We start from the raw sequence: 18,624 nt of genomic DNA, 5'->3' as shown, positions 1-18,624 counted from the left end.
AACACCCCCAGCGTACCGGGCACGTGGTGATCGGCTCCCACCCTTACCGGGTGGCAGCGGCGCCGGTGAGCAGTGGCACTCTTCGTTCTCCTCTTCTTAAAGTGGGGCAATGCGTACTGGCGAGCCGCTGCCCGCCGTGGGGGAGGTCCTTGTCTCCCTCGCGACCGGCGTGTGGCACTGGGACACCGCCACCGGGCTGGTCACGGTCGATGCCGAGGCAGCCCGGCTGCTCGGGCTGCCCGCCGAGGAGGCGGTCCTCACGGAGGCCCAGACCCGGGCCCGTCTGCACCCCGTCGACTGGAACGAGATCACCGGCGTGGTGCAGCTCGCCGTCGCCGAGGGCACCCTCGCCGAGGTGCGGATCCGGATCATGGACGACCGGGGCCGGGTCGTGCGGGTCGTCCGCAGTCGCTCGAAGCCGTCCTTCGACCCGGTGAAGAAGGCCTACGAGCTGATCGGCACCCTCCAGGAGGTCACCGAGCCGACTCCGGGCACCGCCGCCGGACGGACCGCCGTCACCGGCGACTGGCGGCGCTCGCGCGAGGCGTTCCTGCTGGACGCGGGCCGGGCGCTGGCCGAGGCACGCTCCACGGAGGAGGTGCTGCGGGTCGCGGCGGCCCTGTCGATGCCGGGCTTCTCACCGGACGGGCTGGCCGTCTTCGGCGTCACGGGCGACCGGCTGACGATCATCGGCCACCACGGACAGCAGCCCGGCGACGAGGTTCCCTTCACTCAGATGTCCCTCCAGACGGACTATCCGGCCGCCGAGGTCGTGCGCACCGGGCGGGCCGTCTATCTGTCCTCACCCGAGCGGTACAAGGAGCGCTACCCCCTCACCTGGCCGATGGCCGCGCACTTCGGCCGGCACTCGTGGGCGTTCCTGCCGCTGACGGTGGCCGGCCGCACCATGGGCGCGTGGATGGCCGCCTTCGCGTACCCGGTGGCGTTCACCCCCGACGAGCGGTCCGTGCTGACGACCGTGGCGCGCATGCTCGCCCAGGCCCTCACCCGCGCCGGGGCGGCGGAGACCCAGCGCGAGCTGACCGACGGCCTGCAACGCTCCATGCTGCCCAGCCTGGGTCCGGAGATACCGGGCCTGACGCTCGCCGCCCGCTACATACCGACCGGCGGCGGCCTCCAGGTCGGAGGCGACTGGTACGACATGATCCCGCTGCCCGCGGGCGCCTCCCGGACCAGGCGCGGAGGAGGCCGGTTCGCCCTGGTCATCGGGGACGTCCAGGGTCACGATGTGCGCGCGGCGGGCCTCATGGGCCAACTGCGCATCGCGCTGCGGGCGTACGCCGCCGAGGGGCACCGCCCCGACGCCGTCCTCTCGCGCGCCTCCGGCTTCCTGCACGGTCTCGCCGACGCGGACGGCGGCGCCGACCTGCGGTTCGCCACCTGTCTCTACGTCGAGGTCGACCCGGCGACCGGCGTCCTGGAGGCCGCCCGGGCCGGCCATCTGGACCCCGCGATCCGGATGGCCGACGGCACGGTGCTGGTCAGGGCGACCGCCGGCGGCCTGCCCCTGGGCATCGACCCGGACGCCGACTACCCCACCACCCGCCTCGTCCTGGAGCCCGGCGAAACGTTGATGCTGTGCACCGACGGCCTCCTGGAAACCGGGGGCCACGACCTCGACACCGGCTGGCAGCGCGTCCGCAAGACCCTGGAGGCGCACGAGGGCGACCTGGAGGAACTGGCCGACGCCCTGGTCCAGGCGGTGCACGGCCCCTCCTCACACCACACCACGGGCCCCCTCGCGGACCGTCGCGAGGACGACATCGCCCTCCTGCTCCTGTGCCGGCAGGGCGAGGGCGGCTGCGGTCCGGAGGCCGTCCCCCTTCCGGCGCGACGGCTCGTGCGCCGTTCGATGCTGACGGTCGCGCAGGCCGAGCCGGAGCGGATCGCCGTCGCCCGGCAGCAGGTGCGCGAGCTGCTGCACGACTGGACCTGCGCGGACCAGGTCGACTCCGCGGTTCTCCTCGTCTCCGAGACCCTCACGAACGTCCTCGTCCACACCGACGCCGACGCGCTGCTCGTCGCCGAGGTCACCGGTGCGCCCGGCGAACGCCGGCTGCGCATCGAGGTCACCGACACCAGCGACGACCTGCCGCACAAACGCCGCCCCGGCGAACTGGCCTCCTCGGGCCGCGGCCTGGTCCTCATCGAACTCCTCGCGCACACCTGGGGGGTGTCGCCCCGGGGCGAGGGCAAGAGCATCTGGTTCGAGCTCTACGAGCCCCAAGAGCCGCGCAAAACCGAAGAATCGATGCCTCACCATCCCCTATAAGGATGAACCTCCGTAAGAGGCACACCCGCCGGTCGGGCATATGCCTAGCGTCCGAGGCGGAGGTGATGCTCGATGTACGAGCAGAACAACACACCGCCGTCTCGAACGGCGGCACGGCAGGACGCGATCGACATCAGTGACTTCGTGTACGCGGCGACGGGCGCGCGCGTACGGAGGCTGACCATGCCGGACGGCACGCACTGGTTCCCGGCGGTCGACGTGTGCAAGAACCTGGGCTACGCACACGTCGGTTCCACTCTGCGCAACATTGCCGACGCGGCCAACTTCGACAGCGTCGAGAGTGTGCTCCAGAAGCACACTCTCGGCATTCCCGCAGGTCGAGAGTGGCGACGAGACATGAACGTCGTCAACCTCCAGGGCTTGATCCTCATGGTCAACGCCTGCACCAAGCCGGAGGCGCAACCCTTCAAGCGCTGGGTCTCACAGGTCATCGCAACCATCCAGCAGGAGGGCTCCTACTCCCTGGAACCGGCGCCCGTGCAGCCCGCCCCCGCCGGCGGCACCGCGTACGTCATGCCGAAGCAGGTCGTCGACGCCATCGTCCGGCTCGAAGAGCGAGGCACGCGCACGAACGACGTACTCGGCCAGATCCTCGACACCCAGCGGATCATGGCGGACCTGTTGCGGGACATCTCCGAGTCCCTGAGGGCCCCCGCCGTAGACGCGTCGAAGCCGACGCCCCGTGAGCTCCTCGCCACCTGGAAGACGAGGAACCTCGTCGTCACGGAGGACGTGCACGCGGTCGCCGCCCTGCTCGCCCCGGCGTTGACGCGCGGCGAGGCCCGCTACCGCGTGGAGGAGATCGCCACCCGCACGGGACTCCCGCACGAACGCGTCCACGACTGTCTGCGCATGCTGCTCAAGCGGGGCTGTGTGCGTCAGACGGGATGCGCCCCCGACGGAACGCCCGTCTACGTGCTGCCGTGACACGGCACGCAGACGCATGACAGGGCCCGAAGTCGCAAACCTAAGTTGCGGCTTCGGGCCCTGTCGCAAGGTACCGGAACTCAGGCGGTCTGCGGGCCGCCCTCGGTCATTCCGTGGACCGCGGGGATCGTGCCCAGGCGCCCCTTCTGGAAGTCGTCGAAGGCCTGCTGGAGCTCGTCGCGGGTGTTCATGACGAACGGGCCGTAGTGGGCCATCGGCTCGCGGATCGGCTGCCCGCCGAGGAGGACGACCTCCAGGTCGGGCGTGTGGGAGTCCTGCTTCTCGTCCGCGCGGACGGTCAGCGAGGAACCCGCGCCGAAGACCGCCGTCTGGCCCAGGTGGATCGGGCGGCGCTCGGCGCCGACCGCACCGCGGCCCGCCAGGACGTAGGCGAGCCCGTTGAAGTCCTCGCGCCACGGAAGAGTGAGCTCCGCGCCCGGCGCGAGGGTCGCGTGGACCATGGTGATGGGGGTGTGGGTGATTCCCGGCCCCGCGTGGCCGTCCAGCTCGCCCGCGATGACGCGCAGCAGCGCGCCGCCGTCGGGGGTGGTCAGGAGCTGTACGTGTCCGCCGCGGATGTCCTGGTAGCGGGGGGCCATCATCTTGTCCTTGGCCGGGAGGTTCACCCACAGCTGGAGGCCGTGGAAGAGACCGCCGGACATGACCAGGGACTCCGGCGGCGCCTCGATGTGGAGCAGGCCCGAGCCGGCCGTCATCCACTGGGTGTCGCCGTTGGTGATGGTGCCGCCGCCGCCCTGGCTGTCCTGGTGGTCGAAGATCCCGTCGATGATGTAGGTGACGGTCTCGAAGCCGCGGTGCGGGTGCCAGGGCGTGCCCTTCGGCTCGCCCGGCGCGTAGTCCACCTCGCCCATCTGGTCCATCATGATGAACGGGTCGAGGTGTCGGTAGTTGATCCCGGCGAACGCACGGCGCACCGGGAAGCCCTCACCCTCGAAACCGCTCGGCGCGGTCGTGACGGTGAGCACGGGACGTGCGACCGCGTCGGCCGCTGCCGCGACGCGCGGCAGGGTCAGCGGGTTCTCGACGGTCACTGCGGGCATGTCCGTACCTCCTTGGGCGACGTACGTCCGAGTTTAGTTGAGCGTTGAACTTTCTGCCACCCATAACAGCGAAAGCCCGGAGGGCATTCCCTCCGGGCGCTCCCGCCGACGGGGCGGGACAGGACACGGAAAACGCTCAGCCGTACATCCTGCGCATCGCGAACTCGACCATCTGCTCGACGGCCTTCGCGTCGAAGACCATCCGGTGCTCGCCCTCCATGTCGAGGACGAAGCCGTAGCCGGTGGGCAGCAGGTCGATCACCTCCGCCCCGGTGATCACGAAGTACTTGGACTCCTTGCCCGCGTACCGGCGCAGTTCCTTGAGGCTGGTGAACATCGGGATCACCGGCTGCTGGGTGTTGTGCAGCGCGAGGAAACCGGGGTTGTCGCCGCGCGGGCAGTAGACCTTGGAGGTCGCGAAGACCTGCTGGAAGTCCTCGGCGGCCAGCTGGCCGGTGGTGAAGGCCCGCACCGCGTCCGCGAGGGACGGCGGGGAGGGCTCCGGATAGAGCGGCGGCTGCTGGCCGTAACCGCCGTGGCCGCCGGGCATCTGCTGCTGCGGCGGGGCGTACTGCTGCTGTGCGGCCCCGTCCATGGGCTGGCCGTATCCGTACATGGGCGCAAGCGTACCGAGACGGACCGGCCGGCGAGCGGCAGGGGAAACATCCCGCCGCCGTCGTGAGACCGCCCGGCCGTGGCCGCCGTCCCGTCTCCCGTCGACTAGACCCTTCTCACACTTGACCGAGTAGGGGTTGCGGCTTATTACCGACGGGTAGCATCATCGTAGCTACTTGTTGGTACGTGAACTAGCGCGAGGATCCAGTGCCTCGCCGATCTCTCTAGGGAGCCGGGAGCCGTCACCATGGGGCACTACAAGTCGAATCTCCGCGACATCGAGTTCAACCTCTTCGAAGTACTCGGGCGCGACAAGCTGTACGGCTCCGGCCCGTTCGAGGAGATGGACACCGAGACCGCGAAAAGCATCCTGGAGGAGCTGACCCGCCTCTCGGAGAACGAGCTGGCGGAGTCCTTCGTGGACGCCGACCGCAACCCGCCGGTCTTCGACCCGCAGACCAACACCGCTCCGGTGCCCGCGTCGTTCAAGAAGAGCTACCAGGCCTTCATGGACTCCGAGTACTGGCGCCTCGGCCTGCCCGAGGAGATCGGCGGCACCACCGCCCCGCCGTCGCTGATCTGGGGCTTCGCGGAGCTGATCCTCGGCGCGAACCCGGCCGTGTGGATGTACTCCTCCGGCCCGGCCTTCGCCGGCATCCTCTTCGACGAGGGCAACGACGTCCAGAAGAAGATCGCGCAGATCGCCGTCGAGAAGCAGTGGGGCTCGACCATGGTCCTCACCGAGCCGGACGCCGGCTCGGACGTGGGCGCCGGCCGCACCAAGGCGGTCCAGCAGGAGGACGGCTCCTGGCACATCGAGGGCGTGAAGCGCTTCATCACGTCCGGCGAGCACGACATGTCGGAGAACATCCTCCACTACGTGCTGGCCCGTCCCGAGGGCGCCGGTCCCGGCACCAAGGGCCTGTCCCTCTTCATGGTCCCGAAGACGCTCTTCGACTTCGAGACCGGCGAACTGGGCGAGCGCAACGGCGTCTACGCCACGAACGTCGAGCACAAGATGGGCCTGAAGGCCTCCAACACCTGCGAGATGACGTTCGGCGACCGGCACCCGGCCAAGGGCTGGCTGATCGGCGACAAGCACGACGGCATCCGCCAGATGTTCCGCATCATCGAGTTCGCCCGCATGATGGTCGGCACGAAGGCGATCTCCACGCTCTCCACCGGTTACCTCAACGCGCTGGAGTACGCCAAGGAGCGCGTCCAGGGTCCCGACCTGGCGAACTTCATGGACAAGGCCGCGCCCAAGGTCACCATCACCCACCACCCCGACGTGCGCCGCTCGCTGATCACGCAGAAGGCGTACGCGGAGGGCATGCGCGCGCTCGTCCTCTACACGGCCTCGATCCAGGACGCGATCGCCGTGAAGGAGGCGAACGGCGAGGACGCGAAGACGGAGCACGCGCTCAACGACCTGCTCCTGCCGATCGTCAAGGGCTACGGCTCCGAGAAGGGCTACGAGCAGCTCGCCCAGTCGCTGCAGACGTTCGGCGGCTCCGGCTTCCTGCAGGAGTACCCGATCGAGCAGTACATCCGCGACGCCAAGATCGACACCCTCTACGAGGGCACCACCGCGATCCAGGGCCAGGACTTCTTCTTCCGGAAGATCGTCCGGAACCAGGGCGCGGCGCTGAACTCCCTCGCCGAGGACATCAAGAAGTTCCTGGCGCTCGGCACCGGCGGCGAGGACCTGGCGGGCGCCCGCGAGCACCTCGCCAAGGCGGCCGTCGAGCTGGAGGCCATCGTCGGCCTCATGCTGACCGACCTCGCCGCCACCGAGCAGGACGTCAAGAACATCTACAAGGTGGGCCTCAACACCACGCGCCTGCTGCTCGCCTCGGGTGACGTGATCGTCGGCTACCTGCTCCTCAAGGGCGCGGCGATCGCCGCCGAGAAGCTGGAGACGGCCTCCGCGAAGGACCGGGCGTTCTACACCGGCAAGATCGCGGCGGCGAAGTTCTTCGCGGCCAACGTCCTGCCCGGCGTGACCCTGGCCCGCAAGGTCGCCGAGGGCGTCGAGCTCGACCTGATGGAGCTGGACGAGGCCGCTTTCTAGGACTCACCCGGACTCAACCGGACTCACCCGGACTCAACCGGACAACGTCGGGGCGCTCTTCGGAGCGCCCCGGCCGAGCGCTCCAGCTCAGCACTCCACACTGTCCTCACGAGGGCCCGCTCCCATCGCCGGGAGCGGGCTTTCGTACGTCGTTAAGGTGAACCCCATGAGCGAACCCTCCCGCTTCGACCGCGGCCACACCGACGACCTCATGACGTTCCTGACGGCGAGCCCGTCGCCGTACCACGCCGTGGCGACGGCGGCCGAGCGGCTGGAGAAGGCCGGTTTCCGGCAGGTCTCGGAGACGGACGCCTGGGACGGGACGAGCGGCGGCAAGTACGTGCTGCGCGGGGGCGCGATCGTGGCCTGGTACGTGCCCGAGGGCGCCACGCCGCACACGCCGTTCCGGATCGTCGGCGCGCACACCGACTCCCCGAACCTGCGCGTCAAACCGCAGCCCGACACCGGCGCGCACGGCTGGCGCCAGGTGGCCGTGGAGATCTACGGCGGCCCGCTGCTCAACTCCTGGCTCGACCGCGACCTGGGCCTCGCGGGACGGCTGACCCTGCGCGACGGCACGACGCGCCTGGTGGACGTCGGCCGTCCCCTGCTGCGCGTCCCCCAACTCGCCATCCACCTGGACCGGTCGGTCAACGCCGACGGCCTCAAGCTCGACAAGCAGCGCCACCTCCAGCCTGTCTGGGGTCTGGGCGGCGACCTGCGCGACGGCGACCTCATCGCGTTCCTGGAGCAGGAGGCCGGCCTGGCCGCGGGCCAGGTCACCGGCTGGGACCTGATGGTGCACTCCGTGGAGCCGCCCGCCTACCTGGGCCGCGACGAGGAGCTGGTGGCCGGCCCGCGCATGGACAACCTGCTGTCCGTGCACGCCGGGACGGCGGCGCTGGCCGCTGTGGCCGCCGGGGGCGGCGAGGGGCTCCCGTGCATCCCGGTGCTGGCCGCCTTCGACCACGAGGAGAACGGCTCGCAGAGCGACACCGGCGCCGACGGCCCGCTCCTCGGCAGCGTGCTGGAACGTTCGGTCTTCGCGCGCGGCGGATCGTACGAGGACCGGGCGAGAGCCTTCGCGGCCACCGTCTGTCTGTCCTCCGACACCGGGCACGCCGTCCACCCCAACTACGCGGAACGGCACGACCCGACGCACCACCCGCGGGTCAACGGCGGGCCGATCCTCAAGGTCAACGTCAACAACCGCTACGCGACGGACGGCACGGGCCGCGCGCTCTTCGCCGCCGCCTGCGACAAGGCCGGCGTCCCCTTCCAGACCTTCGTCTCCAACAACTCCATGCCGTGCGGCACGACCATCGGGCCGATCACCGCCGCCCGGCACGGCATCCGCACGGTCGACATCGGCGTGGCCATCCTGTCGATGCACAGCGCGCGGGAGCTGTGCGGCGACGCCGACCCGTACCTGCTGGCCAACGCCCTGACGGCGTTCCTGCAGGGGTAGCCGGGCGCCCGCCGGGCCGCGTCCGGGGCACCCGCCGGGCCGCGTCCGGGGCGGGCCCAAGGGTCGTCCCCCGCATGGGAGTTCCCCACGGGGGTACCCGGATGTCGGAGCCGGACCGGCCGGTGATCCTGACAGGGAGGCGACATCATGGGCCTCGGCGGGTGCATCATCCTCATCGCCGTGGGAGCCATCCTCACGTTTGCGACCGACTGGCACATGCAGGGGGTCAACCTCGACCTGGTCGGCGTCATCCTGATGATCGTCGGCCTGATCGGTGTGACGACCTTCAGCAGCATCGCCCGGCGCCGCCGGGTCATGGTGCCGCCCGCCTCGACCACGGTGGTCGAGACGGAACGACGTCACCACGACGGATACAGCGACGGCTACGGCGCCTGACGAACCGGCAGAAGGGACGTTCTGAGCATGTCGTCCCCCGGCATGCGCGGTGCCTTTGTGGGAATATCGTAAAGACACGGGACCCTTGAGGCCCGGCGGGAAGACCTGCCGGGCCCGTACCGCTGCGCCGACTCCCTCCCTCCCTCCCTCCCTCTCCCTGTGCACAGCCGGCGGCAGTCGGGTCAACCGTGTCGGGAAATCGCCCCACCGCCGGGAGACGTCCGCCGGTCCGGGGAAGCAGTACCCGTATGAGATTCCTCGTGCGCGACCGGCTCCTCGGGTTCGGTGACGACTACTGGATCGAGGACGACCGAGGCAACAAGGTCTACCTCGTCGACGGCAAGGCGATGCGGCTGCGGGACACCTTCGAGCTGAAGGACACCCGCGGGCGCGTCCTGATCGACATCCACCAGAAGATGTTCGCCCTGCGCGACACCATGGTGATCGAACGGGACGGCGAGCCGCTGGCCACGATCCGCCGCAAGCGGCTGTCCCTGCTGCGCAACCACTACCGGGTGGCCCTGGCGGACGGCCGCACCGAACTCGACGTCAGCGGCAAGATCCTCGACCGGGAGTTCGCGATCGAGTACGACGGCGAACTCCTGGCCGTGGTCTCCCGGCGGTGGCTGCACGTGCGGGAGACCTACGGCGTGGACGTCGTGCGCGAGGACGCCGACATCGCGCTGCTGATCGCCGTGGCGGTGTGCGTGATCCACCTCGCCGACAAGGAGCGGGCCGACAAGGCCGGGGGCGACGACTGAGCGGTCACCGGCGCGGGGGCCGCAGTCCGAGCACCCGGTCCTTGAGGGCCGGGAACTGCTCGCGGGTCTCGGCCGCCTTCGCCGGGTCGAATTCGACGGTGAGGATCTCCTCGCCGGATCCCGCCTCCGCGAGGACCTCGCCCCACGGATCGACCACGATCGAGTGACCCGCCTGCAGAACTCCGGCGTGCGTTCCGGCCGTTCCGCACGCGAGCACGAACGCCTGGTTCTCGACCGCCCGCGCCTGGGCGAGCAGCGTCCAGTGCGCCCGGCGGCGCTCCGGCCAGCCCGCGGAGACGACGAGGGTCTCGGCGCCGGCGTCGACGAGACCGCGGAACAGCTCCGGGAAACGGAGGTCGTAGCAGGTGGCGACGCCGACGGTCGTCCCGGGCAGACGGACCGTCACCAGATCCTCGCCCGCGGCCATCAGCACGGCCTCGCCCTTGTCGAAGCCGAAGCGGTGGATCTTGCGGTAGGAGGCGGCCAGCTCGCCGGCGGGGGAGAAGACGAGAGACGTGTTGTAGAGGGCGCTCTCGCCCCCTACGACAGCGCCGCCGGACGGAGCCCGCTCCGGGATCGAGCCCGCGTGCAGCCACACACCCGCGTCGCTCGCGGCCTTCGCCATCGCCTCGGCCGTCGGCCCGTCCAGCGACTCGGCCTGGCTGCCGAACTCCTCGTAGGCGAACGCTCCCGTCGTCCACAGCTCCGGCAGCACCACGAGGTCGGCGACGCCGGCCTGCTCCCGGACCAGCTCCGCGACCCTCGACCGCCGCGATTCGACCGATTCGTCCTCATCTACGGCGATCTGGATCAGAGAGGCGCGCACACTACCACCGTCCTGGTATTCGAGTAGTCCACAGGGCCTACGATCGTCACACGAAAGCACTGCCGGGGTGCCTCACAGCAGCGTAACTTGGGGGTCCCCCCGATTCGAGCGCAGCCGAGAACGGGGGGAGTCTCGAGACGCCGCCGACAGCGCCCGCGCCCGCTGGCAACGCCGCCACAGCCCACCCGAGTACCGATCGCCGAGGGGTCCCGTTTCCGTGAGTCTGCATCCCACCCTCCAGCCCTACGCCGACGCCTGGACCCACTCCATCGAAGCGATATCCGAGCTGGTGGAACCGCTGGTGGAGGCGGACTGGAACCGCCGGACGCCCTGCCCGGGCTGGTCGGTGCGCGACATCGTGTCGCACGTCATCGGACTGGACTGCGAGATGTACGGCGACCCGCGTCCCATCCACACCCTCCCCCGCGACCTCTTCCACGTCACCAACGACCTGCAGCGCTACATGGAGATGCAGGTCGACGTCCGCCGCCACCACACGGCCCCCGAGATGACGTCCGAGCTGGAGTACACGGTCATCCGCCGCAACCGGCAGCTGCGCAACGAGTCGCGCCAGCCCACGGCCATGGTGCGCGGGCCGCTCGGCACCGAGCTCACGCTCGAGGAGTCCATGCGGCTGCACGCGTTCAACGTGTGGGTGCACGAGCAGGATCTGCGCGCCGCCCTCGGCCGCCCCGGCAACCTCGACTCCCCCGGCGCGCACATCACCCGGGACGCGCTGCTCGCCGAGCTCCCGGCGGTCGTCGCCGAGAAGGCCGACGCGCCGCGCAGTTCCGCGGTCGTCTTCGACGTGCACGGCCCGATCGAGTTCCTGCGCACCATCCGCGTCGACATCCAGGGCCGCGGGACCCTGGAGACGGCCCCCGCGCTCGGGCCCGCCGCCGCGTTCACCCTCGACTGGGAGACGTACGTCCGCCTGGCCTGCGGCCGGGTGACGGCGGAGGCGGTGGCCGACCGGGTCAAGGCGGAGGGCGAGCCGGAGCTCACGGCGGCCATCCTGCGGAACTTCGCGGTGACCAGGTAGCCGGCGGCGGGCGGGGCCCGGCGCGGCAGCTTACGGGACGGGCCCGTCGTGACGATCACGACGGGCCCGTTCCGCGTGCTCAGAGAGCGACCGGGGGTCAGCCCAGCCTGGCGAAGCCGTAGTTCAGCAGCTTCGTCGCGTCGGCGGCGCGCACCGTCACGCTGGTGGAGGCCAGCACCGTGCCCACGACGGTCTTGCCGTTGCGGGTGGCGGCGAAGACGAGGCAGTACTTCGCCTCCGGGCCGGAGCCCGTCTTCACGCCGATGGTGCCGCTGTAGCTGCTCAGCAGCGTGTTGGTGTTGACCCACGCGCCCATGGTGCGGGTCGAGCCGGTCTTGGTGATGGTCTTGGCGGTGTACGACTTGGTCTTGACGACCGCACGGAAGTTCGCGTTCTTCAGCGAGTTGCTGGCGAGCTTCGTGAGGTCCTTGGCGGTGGAGTAGTTGGCCCCGCTGCCGATGCCGTCGAACGAGTCGAAGTGCGTGTTCGTCATGCCGAGCGTCTTCGCCTTGCTGTTCATCTTGGCGATGAAGCTCTTCACGCGCGCGGCCCGCGTGGTGCCCGTGCCGTACGTGTCGGCCAGGGCGTACGCGGCGTCACAGCCGGACGGCAGCATCAGCCCGTAGAGCAGCTGACGGACCGTGACCTTGTCGCCGACGATCAGCCGCGCGGACGACGCGGTGTTCGCGACGATGTAGTCGCTGTACGCCTTCTGGATGGTGACCTTGGTGTCCAGGTTCAGGTTCGTCTGCGACAGGACGACGTTCGCCGTCATGATCTTGGTGGTGGAGCCGGTGGACATCTTGGTGTCCATGCCCTTGTTGTAAAGCGCCGCACCGTTCGCGTTGTTCATCACGAAGCCGGTCTTGGCGGCGATCGTGGGCGTCGCGACAGCCTGCGCGGGTGCCGCGGTGAGGGCCCCGGTCGCGAGCACTGCGCCGGCGGTGACGGCAACGGCGGTGGCCCTGCGGACTCGGATGCCCTTGATGGCGGTTATCAACTGAAATACCCCGATTACGTCGAATGCCCCTGCGGTACGGCCAAGTTCAAAGGGGGGGAAAGAGGTGGGCCGCACATGTGTGACACGTAAGTAGCACACAAAGTTGTGCGTCTGCCGGACAGAATTTCCGATTACTTGATCCACCCCTTACCGGGACCCCACCCGCCGACCCCCGCCGGAGGCCCGCGGAGCGCGTCGGACGCCCGTCCGACGGGTCCGCATCCTGGACCGGGCCCCCCATGCGTACGTGTTGTATCTATCCTGTGGGCATGCAGTCCTCCGCTCCGCCCGCCCCTGTCCCCACCCCCGTCCCCGTCAAGCAGCCGCCCGCCGCCGATCGCGTGTACGCCCACGTCAAGCAAGGTGTTCTGGACCGCCGTTACGAGGGCGGCGCCCTTCTCACCGAGGGAGAGCTCGCCGAGGCCGTGGGGGTCTCCCGCACACCGGTGCGCGAGGCGCTGCTGCGGCTGGAGGCGGAAGGGCTGATCAGGCTCTACCCGAAGAAGGGCGCGCTGGTCCTGCCGGTCTCCGCGCAGGAGATCGCCGACGTGGTGGAGACCCGCCTGCTGGTCGAGGAGCACGCGGCGCGCAAGGCCGTGCCCGCGCCGGCCGCGCTCCTCACCCGCCTGGAGGAACTGCTCGCCCAGCAGCGGGAGCAGGCCGCCGCGGGCGACCTGGCCGCTGCCGCCGTGACGGACCGCTGCTTCCACGCCGAGATCGTCCGCAGCGGCGGCAACGAGATCCTGTCCCGGCTCTACGACCAACTCCGCGACCGGCAGCTGCGGATGGGCGTCGCCGTCCTGCACTCGCATCCCGACCGGATCGCCAAGACCCTCACCGAGCACGCGGAGATCCTTCAGGCGCTGCGCTCCGGCGACGCCGAGCGGGCCGTCGAGCTCGTGCACCGGCACATCGGCTGGTTCTCCCACCTCGCCCGCGGGGAGGTCCGGTGAGCACCGTGGCGCGCGGCGTGAACTCCACCCTTCCGGGTGACCCTCCCGGCGGACGGCGCGCGATGGCCGTCTGGGGGATCGGCGTCTCGGTCTACTTCGTCGCGGTCATCTTCCGCACCTCGCTGGGGGTGGCCGGCCTCGACGCCGCCGAGCGCTTCCGGGTGAACGCCTCGGCTCTGTCGACGTTCTCGATCCTGCAGCTGCTCGTCTACGCCGGCATGCAGATACCGGTGGGCCTGCTGGTCGACCGGCTGGGCACGAAGAAGGTGCTGGCCATCGGCGTCGTGCTGTTCACGGCCGGTCAGCTCGGCTTCGCCTTCTCCCCGTCCTACGGCACCGCCCTCGCCTCGCGCGCCCTGCTGGGCTGCGGGGACGCGATGACGTTCATCAGCGTGCTGCGGCTGGGGACCCGGTGGTTCCCGGCGCGGCGCGGGCCGATGATCGCCCAGCTCGCCGGCCTGGTGGGGATGGCGGGCAACCTCGTCTCCACCCTCGTCCTGGCGCGCCTGCTGCACGGCGTCGGCTGGACGGCGGCCTTCGCCGGGAGCGCGCTGGCGGGTGTGGTGGTGCTGGTCCTGCTGCTCCTCTTCCTGAAGGACCACCCCGAAGGCCATGAGCCGGAGCCGTTCCCGCACCGCGGCGCGGCCTACGTCCGCCGGCAGATCGCCGCGTCCTGGCGTGAGCCGGGCACCCGGCTGGGCCTGTGGGTGCACTTCACCACCCAGTTCCCCGCGATGGTGTTCCTGCTTCTGTGGGGGCTTCCGTTCCTGGTCGAGGCAGAGGGTCTGACCCGGGCGACGGCCGGTGAACTCCTCACGCTGGTGGTTCTGTGCAACATGGTCGTGGGTCTGGTCTACGGCCAGATCGTCGCCCGTCACCATGAGGCGCGGCTGCCACTGGCCCTGGGCACGGTGGGCGCGACGGCCCTGATGTGGGCGGCGACGCTGGCCTACCCCGGCGACCGCGCGCCGATGTGGCTGCTCGTGGTGCTCTGCGCGGTCCTGGGGGCGTGCGGCCCCGCCAGCATGCTCGGTTTTGACTTCGCCCGGCCGGCGAACCCGCCCGAGCGCCAGGGGACGGCTTCCGGCATCACGAACATGGGCGGTTTCGTGGCGTCCATGACGACGCTGTTCATGATCGGCGTGCTGCTGGACGCGACCGGCGACGACTACACGATCGCCTTCTCCTGCGTCTTCGTCCTGCAGGCCCTCGGGGTCAGCCAGATCCTGCGCCTGCGCAGCCGGGCGGCCCGGCGGGAGCGCGAGCGGCTGGTGGCCAGCAGGGTGGAGACGGTGCACGTGCCGGCCTGAGGCCGGCTGCTCCTCCCCGCGCGGCTCGGCGAGGGGGCGCCGCGACCCGTGTGACCGGGGCGCGGCTCCCTCCGCCGGGCCGTGCCGCTCAGCCCCAGGTGATCAGCTTCTTCGGCTGCTCCAGGATCGCCGCCACGTCGGCCAGCACCTTGGAGCCCAGTTCCCCGTCCACGAGGCGGTGGTCGAAGCTCAGCGCCAGGGTGGTGACCTGACGGGGCTTGACCTTGCCCTTGTGGACCCACGGCTGGAGCCTGATCGCGCCGATGGCGAGGATCGCGGACTCTCCGGGGTTGAGGATCGGGGTGCCGGTGTCGACGCCGAAGACGCCGACGTTGGTGATGGTCACCGTGCCGCCCTGCATGGCGGCGGGGGACGTCTTGCCCTCCCTCGCCGTGGACACCAGGTCGCCGAGGGACTGCGCCAGCTGCGGCAGCGTCTGGGCGTGGGCGTCCTTGATGTTGGGGACCAGCAGCCCTCTGGGGGTGGCCGCCGCGATGCCCAGGTTGACGTAGTGCTTGACCACGATCTCCTGTGCCGCCTCGTCCCAGGACGCGTTGATCTCCGGGTGACGCTTGACGGCGACCAGCAGGGCCTTGGCGATGACGAGGAGCGGGTTGACCCTGAGCCCCTGCATGTCCTTGTCCCGCTTGAGCTCCTCGACGAGCTTCAGCGTGCGGGTCATGTCGATCGTCACGAACTCCGTGACGTGCGGCGCGGTGAACGCCGAGCCGACCATCGCCGCCGCCGTCGCCTTGCGCACGCCCTTGACCGGGACGCGGGTCTCCCGGGCCGTGTCGTACGACGCCACGGGCGCGGCCGCGGGGGCCGGGACCGGGGTCGCCGGGGCGGCCGCGGGGGCCGCGGCCGGGGTCACCGGCTCGACGGCCGGTGCGGTCACGGCGGCCGGGTTCGCCGCCGCGTGGACGTCCTCGCGGGTGATGATGCCGTCCGGGCCGGAGGGGACCACGGTGGCGAGGTCGACGCCGAGGTCCTTGGCCAGCTTGCGGACCGGTGGCTTGGCCAGCGGGCGCTCCCTGGCGGCGGTCGCGCCGCCGTGGCCGTTCAGCTCGGCCTGAAGGGTGTCCGGGACCTGCGGGACGGTGATCTCCGGCCCCTTGCGCGGCCGACGCTTGGTGGAGGACACGGCCACGCCGTAGCCGACGAGCACCGGCTGCCGGCCCGATCCCACCGGCTTCGCCGCCGCGGGTGTCGCGGGCGTCACCGTCTCGGGCTTCGGCGCGGGTTCCACCGCGGCGGCCGGCGGCTGCGCGGGGGCCTGCGCCGGTACCTCGGCGACCGGGCCGGCGGCCGCGCCGCCCGACACGTCCACCGCGATGATCGACATGCCCACGTCGACCGTGGTGCCCTCGGGGAAGTGCAGCGAGCGCACGACGCCGTCATAGGGGATGGGCAGTTCCACGGCGGCCTTGGCGGTCTCGACCTCGCAGACCACCTGGCCGTCCGTGACCGTGTCGCCCGGCTGGACGTACCACTTGAGGATCTCGGCCTCGGTGAGCCCCTCGCCCACGTCGGGCATCTTGAACTCGCGTACGGACGCTTCCGTCATCGTCGTCACGACCCTCTCCTCAGTACGCCAGGGCACGGTCGACGGCGTCGAGCACCCGGTCCAGGCCCGGCAGGTACTCCTCCTCCAGGCGCGCCGGCGGATACGGGGCGTGATAGCCGCCGACCCGCAGAACCGGCGCCTCCAGGTGGTAGAAGCAGCGCTCGGTGATCCGGGCGGCGATCTCCGCGCCCGACCCGAAGAACACCGGCGCCTCGTGGACGACGACCAGGCGGCGGGTCTTCTCCACCGACGTCTGGATCGAGTCGAAGTCCAGCGGGGACACCGAGCGCAGGTCCAGGACCTCCAGGTTCTTGCCCTCCTCGGCGGCCGCGGCGGCGACCTCCTGGCAGAGCTTCACCATCGGGCCGTAGGCGACGAGGGTCAGGTCCGTGCCCTCGCGGACGACCTGGGCCTTGTGCAGCGGGCCGGGGATGGCCTCCGTGTTGACCTCGGCCCGGTCCCAGTAGCGCCGCTTCGGCTCGAAGAAGATCACCGGGTCGTCGCTCTGGATGGCCTGCTGCATCATCCAGTACGCGTCGGACGCGTTGGACGGAGAGACGATCTTCAGGCCCGACACGTGCGCGAAGAGCGCTTCCGGCGACTCCGAGTGGTGCTCGACCGCCCCGATGCCGCCGCCGTAGGGGATGCGCACGACGACGGGCAGCTTGACCTTGCCGAGCGACCGCGCGTGCATCTTGGCGAGCTGGGTGACGATCTGGTCGTAGGCCGGGAAGACGAAGCCGTCGAACTGGATCTCCACCACCGGGCGGTAGCCGCGCAGGGCCAGGCCGATCGCGGTGCCCACGATGCCCGACTCGGCGAGCGGGGTGTCGATGACGCGGCTCTCGCCGAAGTCCTTCTGCAGGCCGTCGGTGACCCGGAAGACGCCGCCGAGCTTGCCGACGTCCTCACCCATGATCAGGACCTTGGGGTCCGCCTCCAGGGCGCGGCGCAGCGACTCGTTGATCGCCTTGGCCAGGGCCAGGTTCTTGGTGGTCGCGGTGTCCGCCATCTCAGTTGCCCCCCGTGCCCGCGGCGAAGCCGCTCTCGGATTCCGTCGCGAACGACGCCTGGTACGCGGCGAACTGCGCCCGCTCCTCGTCGACCAGCGCGTGTCCGTCCGCGTACACGTTCTCGAAGATCGCGAAGTGGTCCGGGTCCGGCATGGCGCGGACCGCTTCGCGCACTCGTCTGCCCAACGCCTCGCTCTCCGCTTCGAGTTCCGCGAAGAATCCCTCGTCCGTGTGGTTTGAGGCCTCCAGGTGGCGGCGCAGGCGCAGGATCGGGTCCTTCGCCTCCCAGGCCTCGCGCTCCTCGTCGGCCCGGTACTTCGTCGGGTCGTCGGAGGTGGTGTGGGCGCCCATGCGGTACGTGTACGCCTCGACGAGGGTGGGGCCCTCACCGTTGCGGGCTCGCTCCAGGGCCCACCGGGTGACCGCGAGGCAGGCCAGCACGTCGTTGCCGTCAACCCGGACGCCCGGGAAGCCGTAGCCCTGGGCGCGCTGGTAGAGCGGGACGCGGGTCTGCTTCTCGGTGGGCTCGGAGATCGCCCACTGGTTGTTCTGGCAGAAGAACACGACCGGCGCGTTGTAGACCGCGGAGAAGGTGAAGGACTCCGCCACGTCGCCCTGGCTGGAGGCGCCGTCGCCGAAGTAGGCGATGACCGCGCTGTCCGCGCCGTCCTTGGCGACGCCCATCGCGTACCCGGTCGCGTGCAGCGTCTGGGAGCCGATGACGATGGTGTACAGGTGGAAGTTGTTGCTGTTGGGGTCCCAGCCGCCGTTGTTCACGCCGCGGAACATGCCGAGCAGGTTCGTCGGGTCGACCCCGCGGCACCAGGCGACGCCGTGCTCGCGGTAGGTCGGGAAGACGTAGTCGTCCTCGCGGGTGGCCCGGCCGGAGCCGATCTGGGCGGCCTCCTGACCGAGCAGCGAGGCCCACAGGCCCAGTTCGCCCTGGCGCTGCAGGGCGGTCGCCTCGGCGTCGAAGCGGCGGGTGAGCACCATGTCGCGGTAGAGGCCGCGGAGGTCTTCAGGGGTGACACCGGAGACGTACTTGGCGTACTCGGCGTTCTTGGCGTTCTTCACCCGCTTGCCCTCAGGCGTCAGCAGCTGCACGAGCTCGGGCTCGGCGCTCTTCCTGGCGGTGGTGCGGGTGCGCTCGGTGCCGCTGGCGCCGGCCTTGCTTCCGGCGCTGCGTCGCGGCTTGTGCGCGGCAGTGCTCTCCACGGTCACGTGTGCTCCTCCGTCGGTCCGGCCCCCGGGGTCGCCGGGTGGCTGGGGTCCCCCCGGCTCTCCAAGAGCCTGGGGG

16 protein-coding genes are annotated in these 18,624 nt (G+C 70.5%); 9 read left to right on the top strand and 7 right to left on the bottom strand.

The features are described 5' to 3' along the window. The first annotated feature begins 109 nt into the window (after positions 1 to 109). Both Sri02f_RS31045 and Sri02f_RS31040 read left to right on the top strand, forming a co-directional pair. Complete coding sequence (locus tag Sri02f_RS31045) at positions 110 to 2,293, top strand: ATP-binding SpoIIE family protein phosphatase (RefSeq protein WP_109004646.1); 2,184 nt, start codon at positions 110 to 112, stop codon at positions 2,291 to 2,293. 72 nt (positions 2,294 to 2,365) lie between these two features. Next, entirely contained in the window at positions 2,366 to 3,241 is an 876-nt protein-coding gene (locus tag Sri02f_RS31040; protein WP_109004645.1) for a BRO-N domain-containing protein, read from the top strand. Positions 3,242 to 3,321: 80 nt separating this feature from the next. Here Sri02f_RS31040 and Sri02f_RS31035 read toward each other — a convergent pair whose 3' ends face one another. Both Sri02f_RS31035 and Sri02f_RS31030 read right to left on the bottom strand, forming a co-directional pair. Then, positions 3,322 to 4,302, bottom strand: coding sequence for a pirin family protein (locus tag Sri02f_RS31035; protein ID WP_109004644.1), 981 nt, complete (start codon positions 4,300 to 4,302; stop codon positions 3,322 to 3,324). A 136-nt stretch (positions 4,303 to 4,438) separates the two neighbouring features. Then, complete coding sequence (locus tag Sri02f_RS31030; protein ID WP_109004643.1) at positions 4,439 to 4,918, bottom strand: SseB family protein; 480 nt, start codon at positions 4,916 to 4,918, stop codon at positions 4,439 to 4,441. 246 nt (positions 4,919 to 5,164) lie between these two features. On the opposite strand from Sri02f_RS31030, the gene Sri02f_RS31025 reads away from it, so the two are divergent. The 4 genes from Sri02f_RS31025 to Sri02f_RS31010 all read left to right on the top strand — a co-directional run bounded on the left by Sri02f_RS31025 (position 5,165) and on the right by Sri02f_RS31010 (position 9,616). Continuing rightward, a complete protein-coding gene (locus Sri02f_RS31025; protein WP_109004642.1) occupies positions 5,165 to 6,991 on the top strand; it encodes an acyl-CoA dehydrogenase in 1,827 nt (608 codons plus the stop codon). 166 nt (positions 6,992 to 7,157) lie between these two features. Continuing rightward, complete coding sequence (locus tag Sri02f_RS31020; RefSeq protein ID WP_109004641.1) at positions 7,158 to 8,459, top strand: M18 family aminopeptidase; 1,302 nt, start codon at positions 7,158 to 7,160, stop codon at positions 8,457 to 8,459. Positions 8,460 to 8,606: 147 nt separating this feature from the next. Next, the gene (locus tag Sri02f_RS31015; protein WP_109004640.1) at positions 8,607 to 8,855 is read left to right on the top strand and encodes a DUF6458 family protein; all 249 of its coding nucleotides are present in this window, start codon (positions 8,607 to 8,609) and stop codon (positions 8,853 to 8,855) included. Positions 8,856 to 9,103: 248 nt separating this feature from the next. Beyond that, on the top strand, positions 9,104 to 9,616 hold the full coding sequence (locus tag Sri02f_RS31010; RefSeq protein WP_109004639.1) for an LURP-one-related/scramblase family protein: 513 nt from the start codon (positions 9,104 to 9,106) through the stop codon (positions 9,614 to 9,616). Positions 9,617 to 9,620: 4 nt separating this feature from the next. Here the strand turns inward: Sri02f_RS31010 and Sri02f_RS31005 are convergent, their stop codons facing one another. Next, complete coding sequence (locus tag Sri02f_RS31005) at positions 9,621 to 10,442, bottom strand: carbon-nitrogen family hydrolase (RefSeq protein WP_109004638.1); 822 nt, start codon at positions 10,440 to 10,442, stop codon at positions 9,621 to 9,623. 217 nt (positions 10,443 to 10,659) lie between these two features. Between Sri02f_RS31005 and Sri02f_RS31000 the strand changes: the two genes are divergently transcribed. Further along, entirely contained in the window at positions 10,660 to 11,484 is an 825-nt protein-coding gene (locus Sri02f_RS31000; protein ID WP_109004637.1) for a maleylpyruvate isomerase family mycothiol-dependent enzyme, read from the top strand. A gap of 97 nt (positions 11,485 to 11,581) precedes the next feature. Here Sri02f_RS31000 and Sri02f_RS30995 read toward each other — a convergent pair whose 3' ends face one another. Next, the gene (locus Sri02f_RS30995) at positions 11,582 to 12,484 is read right to left on the bottom strand and encodes a D-alanyl-D-alanine carboxypeptidase family protein (RefSeq protein ID WP_109004636.1); all 903 of its coding nucleotides are present in this window, start codon (positions 12,482 to 12,484) and stop codon (positions 11,582 to 11,584) included. Positions 12,485 to 12,753: 269 nt separating this feature from the next. Here Sri02f_RS30995 and Sri02f_RS30990 point away from each other — a divergent pair, with 269 nt between their 5' ends. Further along, the gene (locus Sri02f_RS30990) at positions 12,754 to 13,437 is read left to right on the top strand and encodes a GntR family transcriptional regulator (RefSeq protein ID WP_109004720.1); all 684 of its coding nucleotides are present in this window, start codon (positions 12,754 to 12,756) and stop codon (positions 13,435 to 13,437) included. A 62-nt stretch (positions 13,438 to 13,499) separates the two neighbouring features. Continuing rightward, on the top strand, positions 13,500 to 14,747 hold the full coding sequence (locus tag Sri02f_RS30985; RefSeq protein WP_245970894.1) for an MFS transporter: 1,248 nt from the start codon (positions 13,500 to 13,502) through the stop codon (positions 14,745 to 14,747). 88 nt (positions 14,748 to 14,835) lie between these two features. Here Sri02f_RS30985 and Sri02f_RS30980 read toward each other — a convergent pair whose 3' ends face one another. The 3 genes from Sri02f_RS30980 to pdhA are packed head-to-tail and all read right to left on the bottom strand — an operon-like array spanning position 14,836 to position 18,548. Beyond that, complete coding sequence (locus Sri02f_RS30980; protein WP_109004634.1) at positions 14,836 to 16,323, bottom strand: dihydrolipoamide acetyltransferase family protein; 1,488 nt, start codon at positions 16,321 to 16,323, stop codon at positions 14,836 to 14,838. Between the two features lie 10 nt (positions 16,324 to 16,333). After that, entirely contained in the window at positions 16,334 to 17,326 is a 993-nt protein-coding gene (locus Sri02f_RS30975; RefSeq protein WP_109004633.1) for an alpha-ketoacid dehydrogenase subunit beta, read from the bottom strand. Between the two features lies 1 nt (position 17,327). Continuing rightward, positions 17,328 to 18,548: a pyruvate dehydrogenase (acetyl-transferring) E1 component subunit alpha gene (pdhA, locus tag Sri02f_RS30970; RefSeq protein ID WP_069771529.1), complete on the bottom strand. Its 1,221-nt coding sequence runs from the start codon at positions 18,546 to 18,548 to the stop codon at positions 17,328 to 17,330. Positions 18,549 to 18,624 lie beyond the last annotated feature (76 nt).

The organism is Streptomyces rishiriensis (assembly GCF_003112535.1).
In the GTDB taxonomy this organism is placed as follows: domain Bacteria; phylum Actinomycetota; class Actinomycetes; order Streptomycetales; family Streptomycetaceae; genus Streptomyces; species Streptomyces rishiriensis.
The sequence above is the reverse complement of the archived record's forward strand: the minus strand, read 5'-3'. Positions and strand labels throughout refer to the sequence as shown.